Source organism: Clostridium acetireducens DSM 10703 (assembly GCF_001758365.1).
Classification (GTDB): Bacteria; Bacillota; Clostridia; order Clostridiales; family Clostridiaceae; genus Clostridium_C; species Clostridium_C acetireducens.
Genome location: NZ_LZFO01000001.1, coordinates 1 through 17,623 on the forward strand (window position 1 = coordinate 1; position 17,623 = coordinate 17,623).

General features: G+C 26.6%; 16 protein-coding genes and 1 pseudogene. 14 read left to right on the forward strand and 3 right to left on the reverse strand.

Annotated features, from left to right (window positions below; genetic code table 11):
- Positions 1-148: 148 nt before the first annotated feature.
- The 6 genes and pseudogenes from CLOACE_RS00005 to CLOACE_RS00030 form a co-directional block, all read left to right on the forward strand.
- Positions 149-277: pseudogene (locus CLOACE_RS00005) on the forward strand (PhoU domain-containing protein); the annotation flags it as partial.
- A gap of 277 nt (positions 278-554) precedes the next feature.
- Positions 555-1,889, forward strand: coding sequence for a DUF512 domain-containing protein (locus CLOACE_RS00010; RefSeq protein ID WP_070108991.1), 1,335 nt, complete (start codon positions 555-557; stop codon positions 1,887-1,889).
- 2 nt (positions 1,890-1,891) lie between these two features.
- Complete coding sequence (gene der / locus CLOACE_RS00015) at positions 1,892-3,211, forward strand: ribosome biogenesis GTPase Der (RefSeq protein ID WP_070108992.1); 1,320 nt, start codon at positions 1,892-1,894, stop codon at positions 3,209-3,211.
- A gap of 2 nt (positions 3,212-3,213) precedes the next feature.
- Complete coding sequence (locus CLOACE_RS00020; RefSeq protein ID WP_070108993.1) at positions 3,214-4,212, forward strand: NAD(P)H-dependent glycerol-3-phosphate dehydrogenase; 999 nt, start codon at positions 3,214-3,216, stop codon at positions 4,210-4,212.
- 155 nt (positions 4,213-4,367) lie between these two features.
- Positions 4,368-5,846, forward strand: a complete 1,479-nt coding sequence (spoIVA, locus tag CLOACE_RS00025; RefSeq protein ID WP_070108994.1) for a stage IV sporulation protein A — start codon at positions 4,368-4,370, stop codon at positions 5,844-5,846.
- A 291-nt stretch (positions 5,847-6,137) separates the two neighbouring features.
- Positions 6,138-7,463 (forward strand): APC family permease, encoded by a 1,326-nt coding sequence (locus CLOACE_RS00030; RefSeq protein WP_070108995.1) that lies wholly within the window; start codon positions 6,138-6,140, stop codon positions 7,461-7,463.
- Between the two features lie 187 nt (positions 7,464-7,650).
- Here CLOACE_RS00030 and thrB read toward each other — a convergent pair whose 3' ends face one another.
- From thrB to CLOACE_RS00045, 3 genes are read right to left on the reverse strand one after another with little or no spacing between them, the layout of a single operon-like run.
- Positions 7,651-8,541: a homoserine kinase gene (gene thrB / locus CLOACE_RS00035; protein ID WP_070108996.1), complete on the reverse strand. Its 891-nt coding sequence runs from the start codon at positions 8,539-8,541 to the stop codon at positions 7,651-7,653.
- A gap of 14 nt (positions 8,542-8,555) precedes the next feature.
- On the reverse strand, positions 8,556-9,803 hold the full coding sequence (locus CLOACE_RS00040; protein ID WP_070108997.1) for a homoserine dehydrogenase: 1,248 nt from the start codon (positions 9,801-9,803) through the stop codon (positions 8,556-8,558).
- Between the two features lie 15 nt (positions 9,804-9,818).
- Positions 9,819-10,256, reverse strand: a complete 438-nt coding sequence (locus CLOACE_RS00045; protein WP_070108998.1) for an ACT domain-containing protein — start codon at positions 10,254-10,256, stop codon at positions 9,819-9,821.
- A gap of 432 nt (positions 10,257-10,688) precedes the next feature.
- Between CLOACE_RS00045 and CLOACE_RS00050 the strand changes: the two genes are divergently transcribed.
- From CLOACE_RS00050 to fmt, 8 genes are all read left to right on the forward strand, one after another.
- Positions 10,689-11,570: a YicC/YloC family endoribonuclease gene (locus CLOACE_RS00050; RefSeq protein ID WP_070108999.1), complete on the forward strand. Its 882-nt coding sequence runs from the start codon at positions 10,689-10,691 to the stop codon at positions 11,568-11,570.
- A 23-nt stretch (positions 11,571-11,593) separates the two neighbouring features.
- Entirely contained in the window at positions 11,594-11,872 is a 279-nt protein-coding gene (remA, locus tag CLOACE_RS00055; protein ID WP_070109000.1) for an extracellular matrix/biofilm regulator RemA, read from the forward strand.
- Positions 11,872-12,504, forward strand: coding sequence for a guanylate kinase (gmk, locus tag CLOACE_RS00060; protein WP_070109001.1), 633 nt, complete (start codon positions 11,872-11,874; stop codon positions 12,502-12,504). Before remA ends, gmk begins: the two co-directional genes overlap by 1 nt.
- The gene (rpoZ, locus tag CLOACE_RS00065; protein ID WP_070109002.1) at positions 12,485-12,703 is read left to right on the forward strand and encodes a DNA-directed RNA polymerase subunit omega; all 219 of its coding nucleotides are present in this window, start codon (positions 12,485-12,487) and stop codon (positions 12,701-12,703) included. Before gmk ends, rpoZ begins: the two co-directional genes overlap by 20 nt.
- Before the next feature lie 2 nt (positions 12,704-12,705).
- Entirely contained in the window at positions 12,706-13,893 is a 1,188-nt protein-coding gene (gene coaBC, locus CLOACE_RS00070) for a bifunctional phosphopantothenoylcysteine decarboxylase/phosphopantothenate--cysteine ligase CoaBC (protein ID WP_070109003.1), read from the forward strand.
- Between the two features lie 74 nt (positions 13,894-13,967).
- Complete coding sequence (priA, locus tag CLOACE_RS00075) at positions 13,968-16,181, forward strand: primosomal protein N' (protein ID WP_070109004.1); 2,214 nt, start codon at positions 13,968-13,970, stop codon at positions 16,179-16,181.
- A 43-nt stretch (positions 16,182-16,224) separates the two neighbouring features.
- Positions 16,225-16,677, forward strand: a complete 453-nt coding sequence (gene def / locus CLOACE_RS00080; RefSeq protein ID WP_070109005.1) for a peptide deformylase — start codon at positions 16,225-16,227, stop codon at positions 16,675-16,677.
- A gap of 2 nt (positions 16,678-16,679) precedes the next feature.
- Positions 16,680-17,609: a methionyl-tRNA formyltransferase gene (gene fmt / locus CLOACE_RS00085; RefSeq protein WP_070109006.1), complete on the forward strand. Its 930-nt coding sequence runs from the start codon at positions 16,680-16,682 to the stop codon at positions 17,607-17,609.
- Positions 17,610-17,623 lie beyond the last annotated feature (14 nt).

The following is a 17,623-nucleotide window of genomic DNA, read 5'->3' on the forward strand; positions in this document are numbered from 1 at the left end:
AAGTATTCACTCCTCTTTGTTGTGTATTTTTGGTGGTACTTAAATATTCGACATTTTGGGGTGAATTTCCTTTTTGAATAATAAAAAAGTTAGTAAAATCAATGATTATAAAATATGAAATTTACTCATAATGATAAAAAATAATGGCATTATTAATCAAGCATCTCAACTTTTATTTATATGTAAATATTTAGAAAGAATAGGTGATCATGTAACAAATATTTGTGAATGTATAATATATTTAGTTACAGGTGAAAATATAGATTTAAATGAATAATTTTTAATAATATGTTTATTTATAACCCTTTTTATAGGGTTATTTTTTTACCAAAAATGATTATGTAAATTTTCATTTATTGATTATAAATAATATAAATCAATTTTTAAGTATTATAAAATAGTATTAAAGTAATTAAATAAAATTCCAATATAATGTAATATATAAATAGTAATTAGATATAATGCAATTATTAAATTGCATTGACTAAGTTAGATTATTAATGTATTATAACTTAATGTATAATATAGTATATAAAATATGGGAGTTGGAAAGTATGGAAAATATAATCTCTAAAGTGCTTCCAGGAAGTATAGCTGAAGAAGTTGATATAGAAAAAGGAGATAAATTAATAAGTATAAATAAAAATCCTGTTAAAGATATTATAGATTATAAGTTTTTAATTACAGATGAATATATAGTAATAGAAATAGAAAAACCTTATGGCGAAATTTGGGAAATAGAAATAGAAAAAGAGTATGATGAAGATTTGGGTATAGAATTTCAATATTCCATACTGGATAAACCTAAAAGTTGTCATAATAAATGTATATTTTGTTTTATAGATCAGTTACCTAAGGGCATGAGAAAAACTCTTTATTTTAAAGATGATGATTCTAGATTAGCTTTTTTACAAGGAAATTTTGTTACTCTTACTAATATGAAAGAAGAAGATATAGATAGAATTATTAAATATAAAATTAGTCCTATAAATGTATCTGTACATACAACTAATCCTGAATTAAGAATTAAAATGATAAATAATAGATTTGCTGGCAATGTATATGAAAGGTTAAAAAAGTTAGCAAAAGGTGGAATAACAGTAAATTGTCAAGTAGTTTTATGTCCAGGTATTAATAACGGATTAGAATTTGAAAGAACTATAAAAGATTTATATAAATTATATCCATCTGTAAATAGTTTGGCAGCAGTGCCTATAGGAGTTACAAAGTTTAGAGAAGGATTATTTCCATTAAAATTATATAATAAAAAAAGTGCAGCCAAAGAAATAGATAATGTTGCAAAGCTTCAAGAAAAATTTGTAAAAGAAATAGGAGTACCTTTTGTAAGATTATCTGATGAATTTTATGTTATGGCAGAAAGGGAAGTTCCAAAATCGGATTTTTATGGTAAGTTTAATCAACTAGAAGATGGAGTAGGAATGATTAGAATATTTAGAGATAACATTAAAAATTCTGTAAAAAATTTAAATAAAAATGCAAGAGGAACTTTTACAATGGTAACAGGAGTTTCTGCATATAATGAAATTTTCAGTGCAGCTAACTATATAAAAGAAAATAATAATAAATTAGATATAAATGTTATAAAGATAATAAATTACTTTTTTGGAGAAACTATAACAGTAGCAGGATTATTAACAGGAAAAGATATAATAGAACAATTAAAGGATAAAGAAGTAGGAGAATATATAATTTTATCTAATAATGTTATTAAAAAAGGTTACGAGCTTGGAAAAACATCAGAACAAATATTATTAGATGATTTAACTATAGGAGATATAGAAAAAGCATTAAATAGAAAAATTTTGTTGTGCGATTATACAGGAGAAGATTTAATAGATATAATAAATAAATATTCTAAGGAGGAATAAAAATGGGAAAACCAATAGTGGCTATAGTAGGAAGACCCAATGTAGGTAAGTCTACTTTATTTAATAAACTAGCAGGAAAAAGAATATCTATAGTTGAAGATACACCAGGTGTTACAAGAGATAGAATATATGCAGAAGCTGAGTGGCTTAAGTATAATTTTACTATAATTGATACTGGTGGTATAGAGCCAGAAAATGAAAATATAATACTTGCTCAAATGAGAAGGCAAGCACAAATAGCTATAGAAACAGCAGATGTTATAATATTTATAGTAGATGGTAAGGAAGGTTTAACACCAGCGGACAATGAAGTAGCTCAAATGTTGAGAAAGAGTAAAAAACCAGTAGTTTTAGTAGTAAATAAAATAGATAGATTATCTCAGGAAAATAATATTTACGAGTTTTATAATTTAGGAATAGGAGAGCCTATATCTATTTCAGCTTCTCAAGCACTTGGACTTGGAGATATGTTAGATGAAGTAGTAAAACATTTTGGAAAAGAAGGAGACTATGAAGAGGAAGAAGAATATGTAAAAATAGCCTTTGTTGGAAAACCCAATGTAGGTAAGTCCTCTTTAATAAACAAATTATTAGGAGAAGATAGAGTTATAGTTAGTGATGTACCAGGTACTACAAGAGATGCTATAGATAGTTATTTAGAAACAGAAGATTATGGAAAATTTGTTTTGATAGATACTGCAGGTTTAAGAAGAAAAAGTAAAGTAAAAGAAGAAATAGAAAAGTATAGTGTAATAAGAACTTATGCTGCAATTGAAAGAGCAGATTTGTGTATACTAATGGTAGATGCTTCTCAAGGTATAACTGATCAAGATGAAAAAATAATAGGATATGCTCATGAGATAAATAAAGCAATAATGGTAGTTGTTAATAAGTGGGATTTAATAGAAAAAGATGATAAGACTATGAATATATTTAAAAATAAATTAAAAAAGAATTTATCTTTTATGACATATGCTCCTTATTTATTTATATCAGCAAAGACAGGACAAAGAAGCAATAAAGTTCTAAAACTAGCAAAAGAATGTTATAATAATTATAATAAGAGAATAAAAACAGGAGTGTTAAACGATGTTATAAGTAAAGCTGTACTTATGAAAGAACCTCCAGTTGTAGGTTTAACAAGATTAAAAATATATTATGTTACTCAAATAGGCTCTAAGCCGCCTACGTTTGTATTTTTTGTAAATAATCCTCAAGCACTGCATTTTTCTTATGAAAGATATTTAGAAAATCAATTAAGAGAAAATTTTGATTTTAGTGGTACTGGTATAAAGCTAGAATTTAGAGAAAGGAAGAAATAATTATGTGTTCAAAAGTTTGTTTCCTAGGCGGAGGAAGTTTTGGCACTGCATTAGCTGTAATGCTTTCTAAAAAAGGTATAGATGTTAGCATATGGACTAGGAAAGAGCAATTAGTTAATGATATTAATGTAAAAAAAGAAAATATAAAGTATTTACCTAATATTGTTATACCATCAAAGGTTGTGGCTACTACTAATATGAAAGAAGCTATAGAAAATAGTAAATGTATTGTTTTAGCTGTTCCCTCTCATGCAATTAGAGAAGTTTGTAAAGAGGCTAAAAAGTATATAACACAAAATCAAATAATTGTAAGTATAGCTAAGGGAATAGAACAAGAAAGCAATAAAAGATTATCTCAAGTAATTAAAGAAGAAATTAAAAATAATCCAATAGTTATTTTATCAGGTCCCTCTCATGCAGAGGAAGTAGCAAGAGATATGCCTACAGTAGTTGTTGTTACATCAGAAAATATGGAATATGCAGAAAAAATTCAAGATTTATTTATGACAAATAAATTTAGAATTTATACTAATGATGATTTAATAGGAATAGAGATAGGCGGAGCAGTAAAAAACATAATAGCTCTTGCTGCAGGAATATTAGATGGAATGGGATATGGTGATAATGCAAAAGCAGCTTTAATGACTAGAGGTATGAGTGAAATAATAAGAATAGGAATTAAACTAGGTGGAAAACCAGAAACTTTTTCTGGATTAACAGGAATGGGAGATTTAATAGTAACTTGTACAAGTATGCATAGTAGAAATAGGAGAGCTGGAATCTATATAGGCAAAGGTATGAGTTTAGAAGAGGCAATTAAGGAAGTAGGTATGGTGGTTGAAGGTATTAAAGCTTGTAAGGTTTTTTATAACTTAAAAGAAAAGACAGGTGTGTCTATGCCTATAACAGATACTTTATACAAAGCTTTATTTGAAGGAAAAGATCCTAAATATGGGGTATATGAGCTTATGACAAGAAATAAAAAAGATGAAATTTATTAAATGTATTTTAAATAAAAAACAACACTAATATAATGTGTTGTTTTTTTTATTTAAAATGCATTTAATAATATCAATATTTTATTTTTGTAATAATTTTAGCTTTTATAAAATATATATATATTGTTAATATTAGTAAGCTAGGGAGGGTATATATTTTGGAAAACTTTGATATATATAAAGATATAGCAGATAGAACACAGGGAGATATTTATGTAGGAGTTGTAGGACCAGTAAGAACTGGAAAATCAAGTTTTATAAAGAAGTTTATGGAGCTTATGGTTATACCTAAAATAGAAAATATATATAAAAAAGAAAGAGCTAAAGATGAACTTCCTCAAAGTGGTTCTGGAAAATCTATTCACACAACAGAACCTAAATTTATTCCTAATGAGGCGGTAGAAATTGAAATAAGTGAAGGCACAAAATTTAAAGTGAGAATGGTTGATTGTGTAGGATACATTGTTAAGGGTGCATTAGGATATATGGAGGATGAAAAACCTAAAATGGTTACTACTCCATGGTATGATTATGAAATACCTTTTGAGGAAGCTGCAGAAATAGGAACTAGAAAAGTAATAAATGAGCATTCTACAATAGGGCTTTTGGTAACTACAGATGGATCTATTACAGATTTAGAAAGGGAAGAGTATATAGAAGCTGAAGAAAGAGTAGTAAAAGAATTAAAAGAAATTAATAAGCCATTTATTATGATATTAAATTCATCCCATATATATGATCCAGAAACTATAGCTTTAAGAAAAAAACTAGAAGAAAAGTATGATGTTCCTGTACAAATTATAGATATACTTAACATGAAAGAAGAAGATATTATTACTATTTTTAGTAGAATACTTAAAGAGTTTCCTATTAAAGAAATAAACATAGATATGCCTGAATGGATAGAAAAATTGAATTCAGAGCATTGGTTAAAAGTAAATTTCATAAATTTAGTAAAAGAAATGTGTGAAAATATTTATAAAGTAAGAGATGTAAGAAAATCTTTAGAGGGATTTAAAGAAGTTGAATTTTTAAAAGAGGGTAATTTAAATGAAGTAAATATGGGTGAAGGTACAGCAAGAATTCAACTAATGCCTAAATCAGGATTATTTTATAAAATAGTTGGGGAAGTTTGTGATTGTGAAATTAGTGGAGAAAGTGATTTGTTGAATATAGTAAATGAAATGTATATTGCTAAATGTGAATATGATAAAATAGAAGAAGCTCTTAAAGATGTGAAAGAAACTGGTTATGGACTTGTATCACCAGAACTTTCTGAAATGCGATTAGAGGAGCCAGAAATAGTTAAGCAAGGAAATAGATTTGGAGTTAAATTAAAGGCTAGTGCACCATCTCTACACTTTATAAGAGCAGATATTCAAACTGAAATATCACCTATAATGGGAACAGAAAGTGAAAGTGAAGAACTTATAAAATCACTTTTAGAACAGTTTGAAAATGATCCATCAGAAATTTGGCAAAGCAATATGTTTGGAAAGTCTCTAGAGGAAATGGTTAAAGAGGGTTTACAAAATAAATTATATAAGATGCCTGAAGATGTACAAATTAAAATACAAAAAACACTTCAAAAAATTATAAATGAAGGTAATGGAGGACTAATTTGTATAATACTTTAAAATGTTAAATTAAGGAAAGAATATTGCGTATTAAGCAGTATTCTTTTTGTTTAAAAAATAATATTAGTTACACATAATTTAATTATTTTAAAAAAAATTAAATTATGTGTAACTAATATTATTTTAAAAAACATATAATAGTAAAAGTTGTGTAAAAAAATATAATAAAATATAAAAAATACTCAAAATAGTATAAAAATGATGTTGAATTTATGTAAGCAGCATGATAGAATAAAAAATGTCGAAAAAAGACATAATAAAATAATAAATAGTTAACAATGGGAGGGAAATATGGGTAAGAATGAATTAAAAAAAGAATTGGGACTTATATCTGCTCTTTCTATAGTTGTAGGAATGGTTATTGGTTCTGGTGTGTTTTTTAAACCTACAGCTATATTTAAAGTAACTGGAGCCCCAGGACTTGGATTGATTGCATGGTTGTTAGGTGGAATTATATCAATAGCTGGAGGATTAACAGCTGCAGAAGTAGCAGCAGCTATACCAAGAACAGGTGGCATGGTAGAATATTTAAGAGTAACTTATGGAGATATGTGGGCATATCTTTTAGGATGGGCACAAACAGTTATTTATTTTCCAGCTAATATAGCTGCTTTAGCAATTATATTTTCTACACAAGCTGTATCTTTATTAAATTTAAATGATAGTGCTATAATACCAATAGCTATAATAGTAACTATATTTTTAATAATAATGAATTCATTAGGCTCAAAAACCGGTGGAGCAATTCAAACTATTGCTACAGCAGGAAAATTAATACCTCTTTTTGCTATTATAATTTTTGGTTTAACAAAAGGAAATGCCGGAGTTGTTAGATTATTTCCAATAACAGCGGTAGACCATCCAGTAACTACAAGCCTTGGTTCAGCTCTTGTAGCTACCATGTTTGCTTATGATGGATGGATAAATGTAGGTGCAATAGCAGGAGAAATGAAAAATCCATCTAAAGATTTGCCTAAAGCTATAGTTGGTGGATTATTTTTAGTTATGGCGGTGTATTTACTTATAAATGTAGCTTATTTATTTGTATTGCCAGCTAATGTACTTGCAGGAACAAGTACACCAGCAGCTGATGTGGCTAAAATAATATTTGGAGCTGCCGGTGGAAAAATAATTACCATAGGTATTTTAGTATCAATATTTGGTACATTAAATGGATATATTTTAACAGGAATGAGAATACCCTATGTAATGGCTTTAGAAAATAAACTACCAGGAAGCAATATATTAAGTAGATTACATCCTAAGTTAAAAACTCCTATATATTCAGGAGTATTACTTGGAATAATTTCAATAATATTAATATTTACAGGAAAATTTGATCAATTAACAGATTTGTTGATATTTGTAATTTGGATATTTTATGTTATGACATTCTTCTCAGTGTTCATTCTTAGAAAAAAACAACCAAACTTGCATAGACCATATAAAGTTCCATTTTATCCTATAGTTCCTGTAATAGCTATATTGGGTGGATTATATATAATTATGAATACTTTGATTACTCAACCTATAAATGCTTTTTTAGGAATAGGGATTACAATAATAGGGCTTCCTATTTATATTATTAGAAAAAATAAATTTACAGTAAATAACTAAAAAAATATTGTGTTTTTAAATTGATATAATTTTAGAAAAAAATAATTAAAAATAAGCTATATAAAAATAATAAGACAGCAACATAAAAAGAGTTTGTAAATAAGTTATTTCATTAAGACACTCTAAAAATAAAAAATAAATTTAAAAAAGGTAGAAATTTATTCAATAAATTTCTACCTTTTTTAAATTATAATATTTTTGCTCCTGAATAATCTGCTTCTAATAAATGAACTTTCCAATTTCCATCTAAAGTAGCTAAATAGTTATTTAAATTATTTATAAATTTTTTGTTGTCTTTTTTTACTATAGCTGCTAATGTGGAACCAGAACCACTTATAAACTCACATAAAGATCCTAACTCTTTACATTTATTAAAAATATTATCAATATTTTTAATAAGATGTTTTCTATAAGGCTGATGAATTTTATCTTCCGTGCATATTCTTAATTTTTCTATTTCTCCATTATTCATAGCAGCTATAAGCATAGAAGCTCTACTAATGTTAAATATACAATCTTCCTTAGAGTAACTTGATGGAAGAACTTTTCTTGCATCTTCTGTGCTTACTTTAAATTCTGGTATCATTATTGCAAAATTTACATTATTAGGAACTTTTACTTTTGAAAATATTACATTATCATTATCCATTAATGAAACTACCATTCCTCCTAATAGAGCAGGTGCAATATTATCAGGATGACCTTCTATTTTTGTACATGTTTTTAATACATCTTCTTCAGATAGTGTATTTCCTAAAATTTTATTAGCAGCTATTACTCCAGCTGTTATGCAAGACGCACTACTTCCTAGTCCTCTAGATATAGGAATGTTACATTTAGAAATATTAATTCTAAAACCCTTATATTTATAGGAATGCTCATCTAAAACTTTAGTTAAAGAAGTATATATTAAGTTTTTTTCTTTAGGTATATCAGATACATTTCCTTCTTGTAACAATTCAGTTTGTTTATTAGTTTCTTCTATTTCAATTTCGTTGTATAAATTTAGTGCTATACCGAAACTATCAAAACCAGGTCCTACATTTGCAGTTGTTGCAGGGACTTTAATTTTTATCATAGTAAAACCTCCGATTAGTTGTTGCCCATTATCATCATCTTTTTGTATTTTTTAGCATTACAAGATTGTAATATAAAATTTAAATTATCATCTAATTCTTTTTCGTTATTAGCTGTCACTACAGCAAATATTTCATTAGAATCATTTAAATTATTAGTTATTATATAACAATTAATAAATTTATCTGCTAATAAACTTATTGCATCATATCTATTTGGAGAATCTATACGTAAAAACCATTTAGATTTATAGTCCCAAGAATTTTTTAAATCAGCTTTTTCACTATTAAAAGTTAATGGTGCTTCATTTTTATTTTTTATTATATCTAAAATATCTCCAAATACAGAACTTGCTGTAGGAAGCATACCGGCACCTTTACCATAAAATATAACTTCTCCTACTGCATCACCATCTATAACAATTGAATTAAATTCATTTTCTATATTACTTAATTTTAGACAATCTTTCACCATAACTGGTTGTACTGAAGCAAATATTTTTTCATTATCATATTGTTGGCTTAAACCTAATAATTTGATATTGCAACCTATTTTTTTTGCATATTCAAAATCTATTTTATCTATATCTGTAATACCAATTGTATTTATATTTTTCCAATCAATATTTTTATTGTAGGCAATAGTAGATAATATAGCCAATTTTCTTGCAGCATCATAACCACAAACATCAGATTCAGGATTAGCTTCTGCAAATCCATTTTCTTGAGCAAGTTTTAATGCTGTATCATAATCTAAGTTTTCAGAATACATTTTTGATAATATAAAATTAGTTGTACCATTTAATATGGCTTTAATAGAATTTATATCATTTCCTACAAGACATTCACTTAAAGGTTTAATTACAGGTATTCCACCACCAACACTTGCTTCAAATTTTAAAGTTACTCCATTTGATTTAGCTATATTTAATAATTCTACTCCATGTTCTGCAATTAAATCTTTGTTAGCTGTAACAACATGTTTTTTTAGTTTTAAAGCCTGTTTAATATATTCATAAGCAGGATTTATTCCACCCATAACCTCTACAACAATATCCACATTGTCATTAAAAATATCATCTATATTTTTAGTTAGTAAATTAGAATTTCCTTTGTTTAGATGCTTATTTAAATCTCTAACAAGGATTTTTGATATTACTAAATCATCTCCCAAACTCTTTTTAATTTTTTCTTTGTTTCGCATTGCTAGTTCAGCAACACCAGTTCCTACTACTCCATAACCTAAAACAGCAATAGAAGTCATAATAATTTCCCCCTTTTATTCCATAGCTAATAATTCTACTTTCAAAACATTATGCATATTTTGAATATCTTTTATTAAATTATTTATATCATTAGTTAATTTTAAAGCATCGAAAGTTATAGTTACACTTGCAGCATCATTTATAGGAATATCCTGATTTATAGTTAGTACATTTCCTTGATTTTGTGCAATTGTATTAAGTATCGATGACAAAGTACCCGGTTTATGTTTTAACATTAAAGAAATAGTAACTTTATGATTAGTCATTCCATCTGATACAGAAAAAACACAATCTTTATACTTGTAGAAGGAACTTCTACTAATTCCCACAATTTTTACTGCTTCAGTTATGTCTTTGGCTAAACCTGTTTTTAATATTTCTTTAGCTTGTACTACCTTAAAGAAGACTTCAGGTAGTGCAGATGAGTCAACTATAAGATATTTATTTTTCAAAGAACATCACCTCGTGTGTACACAGGGCAAAAACAATTGTATTTGCTTAAAATACTATAGCATTAATCTTAACATATAATTAGGAAATATTCAATATAATTTCGAAAAAATTTCCATGAATAATTATTAAAATCAAAAAATTTTATTAAAATTATAAAATGTTAAAATTATTAGATAAATAAATATAAAAAAATAAAATTTTATTTTAAATTTAATATAAATTTTTTAGAATTTATTCAATAATCCAGTTATATTTTGCTTATATAACTATGAATTTTTTAATTTGTTCTAGAAAAATTAATATTTAGTGTTATAATTATTTTATATCTAAAAATCTCTTTAAATCTCTTGAAATCTTTATAAATATTTATGTATAATGATAATGGCTAATGAATTTACTATAGGTAGTATGCTTTGGAGGATGAAATTATAATGATTAAAAGTATGACTGGATTTGGTAGAGGAAGTTTTGAAAAATGTGGAAAAAATTTCGTTGTAGAAATCAAAAGTGTTAATCATAGGTATATTGATTTAAATGTTCGTATGCCTAAAACTTTAATGGAGTTAGAAGATAAAATAAGAAATTTAATAAAGGGAAAAATACATAGAGGAAAAGTAGATGTATTTATAAGTCAAACTAATTATAAAGATGAAAATTTAAAAGTTAACATTAATGAAGGGTTGCTAAAAAATTATTTAGAGTGCCTGAAAAGAATTAGAGATGAATATAATGTTAAAGATGATATTTCCGTATCACTTGTAGCTAAATTTCCGGATGTAATTAATGTAGAACATGAAGAACAAGATATGGATGAAATTTGGAGTGTGCTTTCCAAATCTATAGAAGAGGCATTAAATTCTTTATTAGAAATGAGAATTAAAGAAGGAGAAAAGTTAAAAGTTAACATAAATGAAAAATGTGATTTTATTAGAAAATTAGTTTGTAAAATGGAAGAACATTCTCCTTTGGTAGTTAAAAACTACAAAGAAAAATTAAAATCGAGAATAGAAGAATTACTTCAAGGTAGCTGTGTAGTAGATGAAAGTAGATTAGCTATGGAAGTAGCTATTTTTTCAGATAAGGCTTGTATAGATGAAGAAATAGTAAGGTTAAATAGTCATATAGATCAAATGAAAGATACTATTAATATGAATGAACCTGTAGGAAGAAAACTAGATTTTATAATTCAGGAAATGAATAGAGAAACAAATACCATTGCTTCAAAAGCAAATGATTTGAAAATAGAAAATTTAGTGTTAGAAATTAAAAATCAAGTAGAAAAAATTAGAGAGCAAATACAAAATATAGAATAAATTATTAGGAGGATAAGGTGACCATGGGTATAAAATTAATAAATATTGGATTTGGTAATATAGTTTCTGCTAATAGACTAATTGCTATTGTTAGTCCAGAATCAGCACCAATAAAGAGAATTATACAAGAAGCAAGAGATAGAGGAATGCTTATAGATGCTACTTATGGAAGAAGAACAAGAGCAGTTATAATAACAGATAGTGACCATGTAATTCTTTCAGCAGTTCAACCAGAAACAGTAGCTCACAGACTATCTTCAAAAGATGAAGAAGATGAAGCAATAGTAGAGGTTGATGAATAATGAAGCCAAGCAAAGGATTATTAATGGTGATATCAGGGCCATCTGGTGCAGGAAAAGGTACTGTTTGTAAAGAATTAAATAAAAATAATGAATTTTGGATTTCTGTGTCTGCTACTACAAGGTCTCCAAGATTAGGAGAATTAAATGAAATTAATTACTATTTTTTAACTAAAGATGAATTTAAGCAAAGAATAAAGAATAAAGATTTTTTAGAATATGCAGAAGTATACGGAAATTATTATGGTACTCCTAAATCTAAAGTAGAGGAAATGTTAAATAAAGGTATAGATGTTATATTAGAAATTGATATACAAGGTGCATTAAAGGTTAAGGAATGTTATCCAGAAGGAGTTTTTATATTTATACTTCCGCCTTCAATGGGAGAATTAAAGAAAAGAATTATAAATAGAAAAAGTGAAACACCAGAATCTTTTATGACAAGATTTAAATCTGCTTATAAAGAAATAAATTATGTGTCAAAATATAATTATGCTGTAGTAAATGATGTTGTTGAAAATGCAGTTAATAAAATCAAAAGTATAATAGTAGCAGAGAAATGTCGGGTTGATAGAATAAAAGATAGCATATTAGATTCTAAGGAGGGACTAATACATGAACAATTCTATGATTAATCCATCAATAGTGGATTTAATGAAAAAAATAAATAATAGGTATATTTTAATTACAATGACTGCTAAAAGAGCTAGACAATTAATAAGAGGTGAAGAAGCATTGATAGATATTGATTCTACTAAACCTGTTACAGTATCTATAAATGAAATTAACCAAGAAAAAATATCTTATGAAACAGTAAAGGAAGGTATCAAATAATCATGGTAAGCAAAAGTGTTGTTATTGGTGTAACAGGTGGAATTGCTGCATATAAGGCTTTAGATGTAGTTAGCAAATTGAAAAAACAAGATATAGAAGTAAATGTTATAATGACTAAATCAGCAGCTAAATTTGTAACACCTTTAAGTTTTCAGTCTTTAAGTCAAAATTTAGTTAGCATAGATACATTTGATGAACCTAAATCTTGGGAAATAAGACATATATCTTTAGCAAAAAAAGCAGATGTTATGCTTGTGGTTCCTGCTACAGCAAATATAATTGGCAAAGTAGCCAATGGAATAGCAGATGATATGTTATCAACAACAATAATGGCAACTAAAGCTACAGTAATTTTTGCACCTTCAATGAATACTAACATGTTTAAAAATCCTATTGTTCAAAATAATATAAGTAAATTAAAGGAATATGGGTATAAGTTTATACAACCAGATAGTGGAAGACTTGCTTGCGGTGATGTAGGTGAAGGCAAATTAGCTAATACAGATGTTATAGTAGATAGTGTATTAAAGGAATTATATGATAAAAAAGATTTAGTAGGAAAAAAAGTTTTAGTTACTGCAGGTCCTACTATTGCTCCAATGGATCCAGTTAGATATATTACAAATAAATCTAGTGGAAAAATGGGATATGCAATAGCTAAAGAAGCTAGAGATAGAGGTGCAGAAGTAATACTTGTCCATGGGGCAACTAAAATAGAGCCGCCTTTTGGAGTTAAGACAATAAGTGTAAATACAAATGAAGAAATGTTAAATGCTGTTTTGAAAAATTTTGATAAACAGGATATAATTATTAAAGCAGCAGCAGTATCAGATTATAAGCCTAAGAACTATTCAAATCAAAAGATTAAAAAGAAAAATGACGAATTCACATTAGAATTAGTTAAAGACAATGATATATTAAGGAAACTTGGACAAATGAAAAAAAATCAAATTCTTGTTGGATTTGCAGCAGAAAGCAATGATTTAATTAAAAATGCAACAGGCAAATTAGAAAAAAAGAACTTAGATTATATAGTTGCCAATGATATAACAGCACCTGATACAGGATTTATATCAGATGATAATAAAGTTACAATACTTTGTAGAGATGGAAGAGTAATTCCTATTGAAAAAATATCTAAAAGGGAAGTAGCTAGACGATTATTTGATTTAATTAATGAAAATGTATAACTATTTTAAAAGGGCAAACTTACGTTTTAAATAATGTGAGAAGCCCTATTTTTATTAAAAGGTGGTTATTGTAAGTGTATAAATATGCAGGAATTATAGTTAATAATGAATCAATACAATTAGATAAAATATTTATATATAAAATTCCTGAAAAATTAGTAAATTGTATAGATGTAGGATATAGAGTAAGTATTCCTTTTGGAAAAGGAAATAAAAAAATATATGGATTTGTAATGGAGTTATATAAGGAAATTGATGAAAGTTATAATGTTAATAAATTGAAATATATAACAGGTCTAAGTGATGAGTTTAAAGTTTTGTCTTATGAAGATTTAAGTTTAATAAAAGTAATGAAAAAAAAGTATATTTGTACATATTTAGAATGTATAAAAAGTATAATACCTCCTGGCATACTTAAAGGAGTAAAAAATAAAATAAATTATGTAGTATGTGTAGGTAAAAAGAAGTTAAGTGGTAAATTTTTAAAAGAACCTTATACAAGTATTTGGAAAAGTGTTTATAAAAATAATGGTGTGTATAATAAAAATAAGTTAAATAAATTATTTGGATTTTCAACATCTTCTATAAATACTTTAATAAAACATGAATTTCTTATTCAAAAAGAAAAGATAATAAATAGATACAATATAAGAGAATATAAAAAATATCCTGCTAAAAATTTGAATTTTGAACAGCAAAAGGCAGTAAATAATATATTAAATTCTAATAAAAATATATTTTTGATACATGGTGTTACGGGAAGCGGTAAAACAGAAATATATATGAATTTAGTAAGTGAGATGTTAAAAAACAACAAGGAGTCCATAATATTAGTGCCAGAAATAGCTTTAACACCGCAAATGGTGGAGAGATTTAAAGGTAGATTTGGCAAAGATATTACTGTTTTTCATAGCAAATTATCTGATGGAGAAAAGTATGATGAGTGGCTTAGAGTTAAAAATGGAAAGGTAAAAGTAGCTATTGGAGCTCGTTCAGCAGTATTTTTACCTTTTAAAAATTTGGGATTGATAGTAATAGATGAAGAACATGAAGGAAGTTATAAATCTGATAGTAATCCTAAATACAATGCAAGAGAAATTTCTGAAATTAAGTGTAATTTATATAATTGTAAATTAGTTTTAGGCTCAGCTACTCCTTCTGTTGAAACTTATTATCAATGTGATTTAGGAAATATAAATCTTATAAATATAAAAAACAGAGCAGATGGAGCATTTATGCCAAATATAGAAGTAGTAGATATGAGGGAAGAATTATCTAATAATAATCTATCTATTTTTAGCAAAAGTCTTTATAATGGAATTAAGAATAGCTTAGATAAAAAAGAGCAAGTTATTCTTTTTTTGAATAGAAGGGGTTTTTCAACTTTTGTTTCTTGCAGAAAATGTGGTTATGTATTTAAGTGTGAAAATTGTGATATAGCAATGACTTATCATAGCAGTAGCAAAATTTTATCTTGTCATTATTGTGGAAGTAAAAAAAATATAACAAAAAAATGCCCTAAATGTGGAAGTAAATACGTAAAATATTTTGGAGTTGGTACTGAAAAAGTTGAAAATGAAGTAAGAAAGTATTTTCCTAAAGCTAAAACTATAAGAATGGATTTTGATACTACAAGAAAAAAACATTCTTATGAAAATATATATAATTATTTTAAAGAGGGAAAAGCAGATGTATTAATAGGTACACAAATGGTAGCAAAAGGATTAGATTTTAAAAATGTAACATTAGTAGGTGTTATTGCAGCAGATTTATCTTTAAATTTACCAGATTTCCATGCATCAGAGAGAACATTTCAATTGATTACTCAAGTTTCTGGTAGAGCAGGTAGAGGCAAAAAAAGAGGTAATGTAATAGTTCAAACTTATAATCCGGATAATTTTAGCATAAAGTATGCAGTAAACAATGATTATAAGAAATTTTTTAATGAAGAAATAGTAATAAGAAAAAATATGAATTATCCACCTTTTTCTAAAATTCTTTTAATTAATATGAGTAGTAAGAATGAAGAAATATTAATAAAAAATATACAGAATGTTGGGATTTATTTAAGAAATATTATTGAAAATTATGATAAAATTAATATGCTGGGTCCTTGCCCTTGTGAAATTTCGAAAATAAAAAATTATTATAGATGGCAAATTATATTAAAAGGAGATGTAAAAGAAGATTTTGCTATGAATATTAAAAACACTATTTATAAATTGATAAAAAATGTCTATAATGATATAAGGGTATCAATAGACATTAATCCTAATAGTTTAATATAAAAATTATTATAAATTGAAAATTAATTATATGGAGGGTTAATAAATGGCTTTAAGAAATATAAGAAAATACGGAGACGAAATATTAAGAAAAAAAAGTAGAGAAATAAAGGAAATAGATGATAGAATATTAACTTTATTAGATGATATGGTTGAAACAATGTATAAAAATCAAGGAGTAGGATTAGCTGGACCTCAAGTAGGTATACTAAAAAGAGTAGTTGTAATTGATGTAGGTCAAGGTCCTATTTACTTAGTAAATCCAGAAATAATAGAAAAACAAGGTAGTTATTTAGATGCAGAAGGATGCTTAAGTGTACCAGGAAGGCAAGAATTTGTAGAAAGGCCTGAAAAAGTAAAGGTAAAAGCTTTAAATAGAGAAGGAAAAGAAGTTATTTTAGAAGGAAGTGGTCTGTTAGCTAGAGCATTTTGTCATGAAATAGATCACTTAAATGGTGTACTTTTTATAGATAAAATAGCAAAAGGAGCGAATGAATAAATATGAAAATAGTTTTTATGGGCACACCAGAGTTTTCGGTTCCATCTTTAGAAGAGTTAATTAAAGAGTTTAAGGTAGAGGCGGTATTTACTCAACCAGATAGACCTAAAGGAAGAGGCAAAAAAATGTCTGTTTCTCCTATAAAAGAAGTTGCATTAAAAAATAATATACTTGTATATCAACCTGTTAATATAAAAAAAGATGAAGAATGTGTAAAAATATTAAAGGATATGTGTCCAGATTTTATAATAGTAGTAGCTTATGGACAGATATTATCTAAAGAGATTTTACATATTCCTAAATATGGATGTATCAATTTGCATGCATCACTTTTACCTAAATATAGAGGAGCAGCTCCTATAAATTGGGCTATAATAAAAGGAGAAAAGAAAAGTGGAAATACTACAATGTTTATGGCAGAAGGATTGGATACGGGAGATATACTTTTGAAAAGCGAATTTGAAATAGATGAAACTATGACAGCAGGAGAACTTCATGATATTTTAATGAAGGATGGAGCAAAATTATTGGTTAAAACTATAAAATCAATAGCTGAAGGAAGTATAAAACCTGAAAAACAAGATGATAGTAAAAGTTGTTATGCTAGTATGTTAGATAAAAAAATGGCTAAAATAAATTGGAATAAAACTAATATGGAAATAAATAATTTAATTAAAGGATTAAATCCATGGCCAATTGCATATACTCAATATATTGATAAAAATATGAAGATACATGAAGCTTGTGTTATTAATGAAGAAAGTAAATTTAATCCAGGACATATAGTAAGTGTATCTAAAGATGGTGTAAAAGTTCAGTGTGGACAGGGAATGCTTTTAATTACAAAATTACAGTTTCCAGGAAGTAAATCTATGAAAGTTAAAGATTATATAAATGGACATGAAATAAAAACAGATATAGTATTAAAATAGTTTTGTAAAAGGAG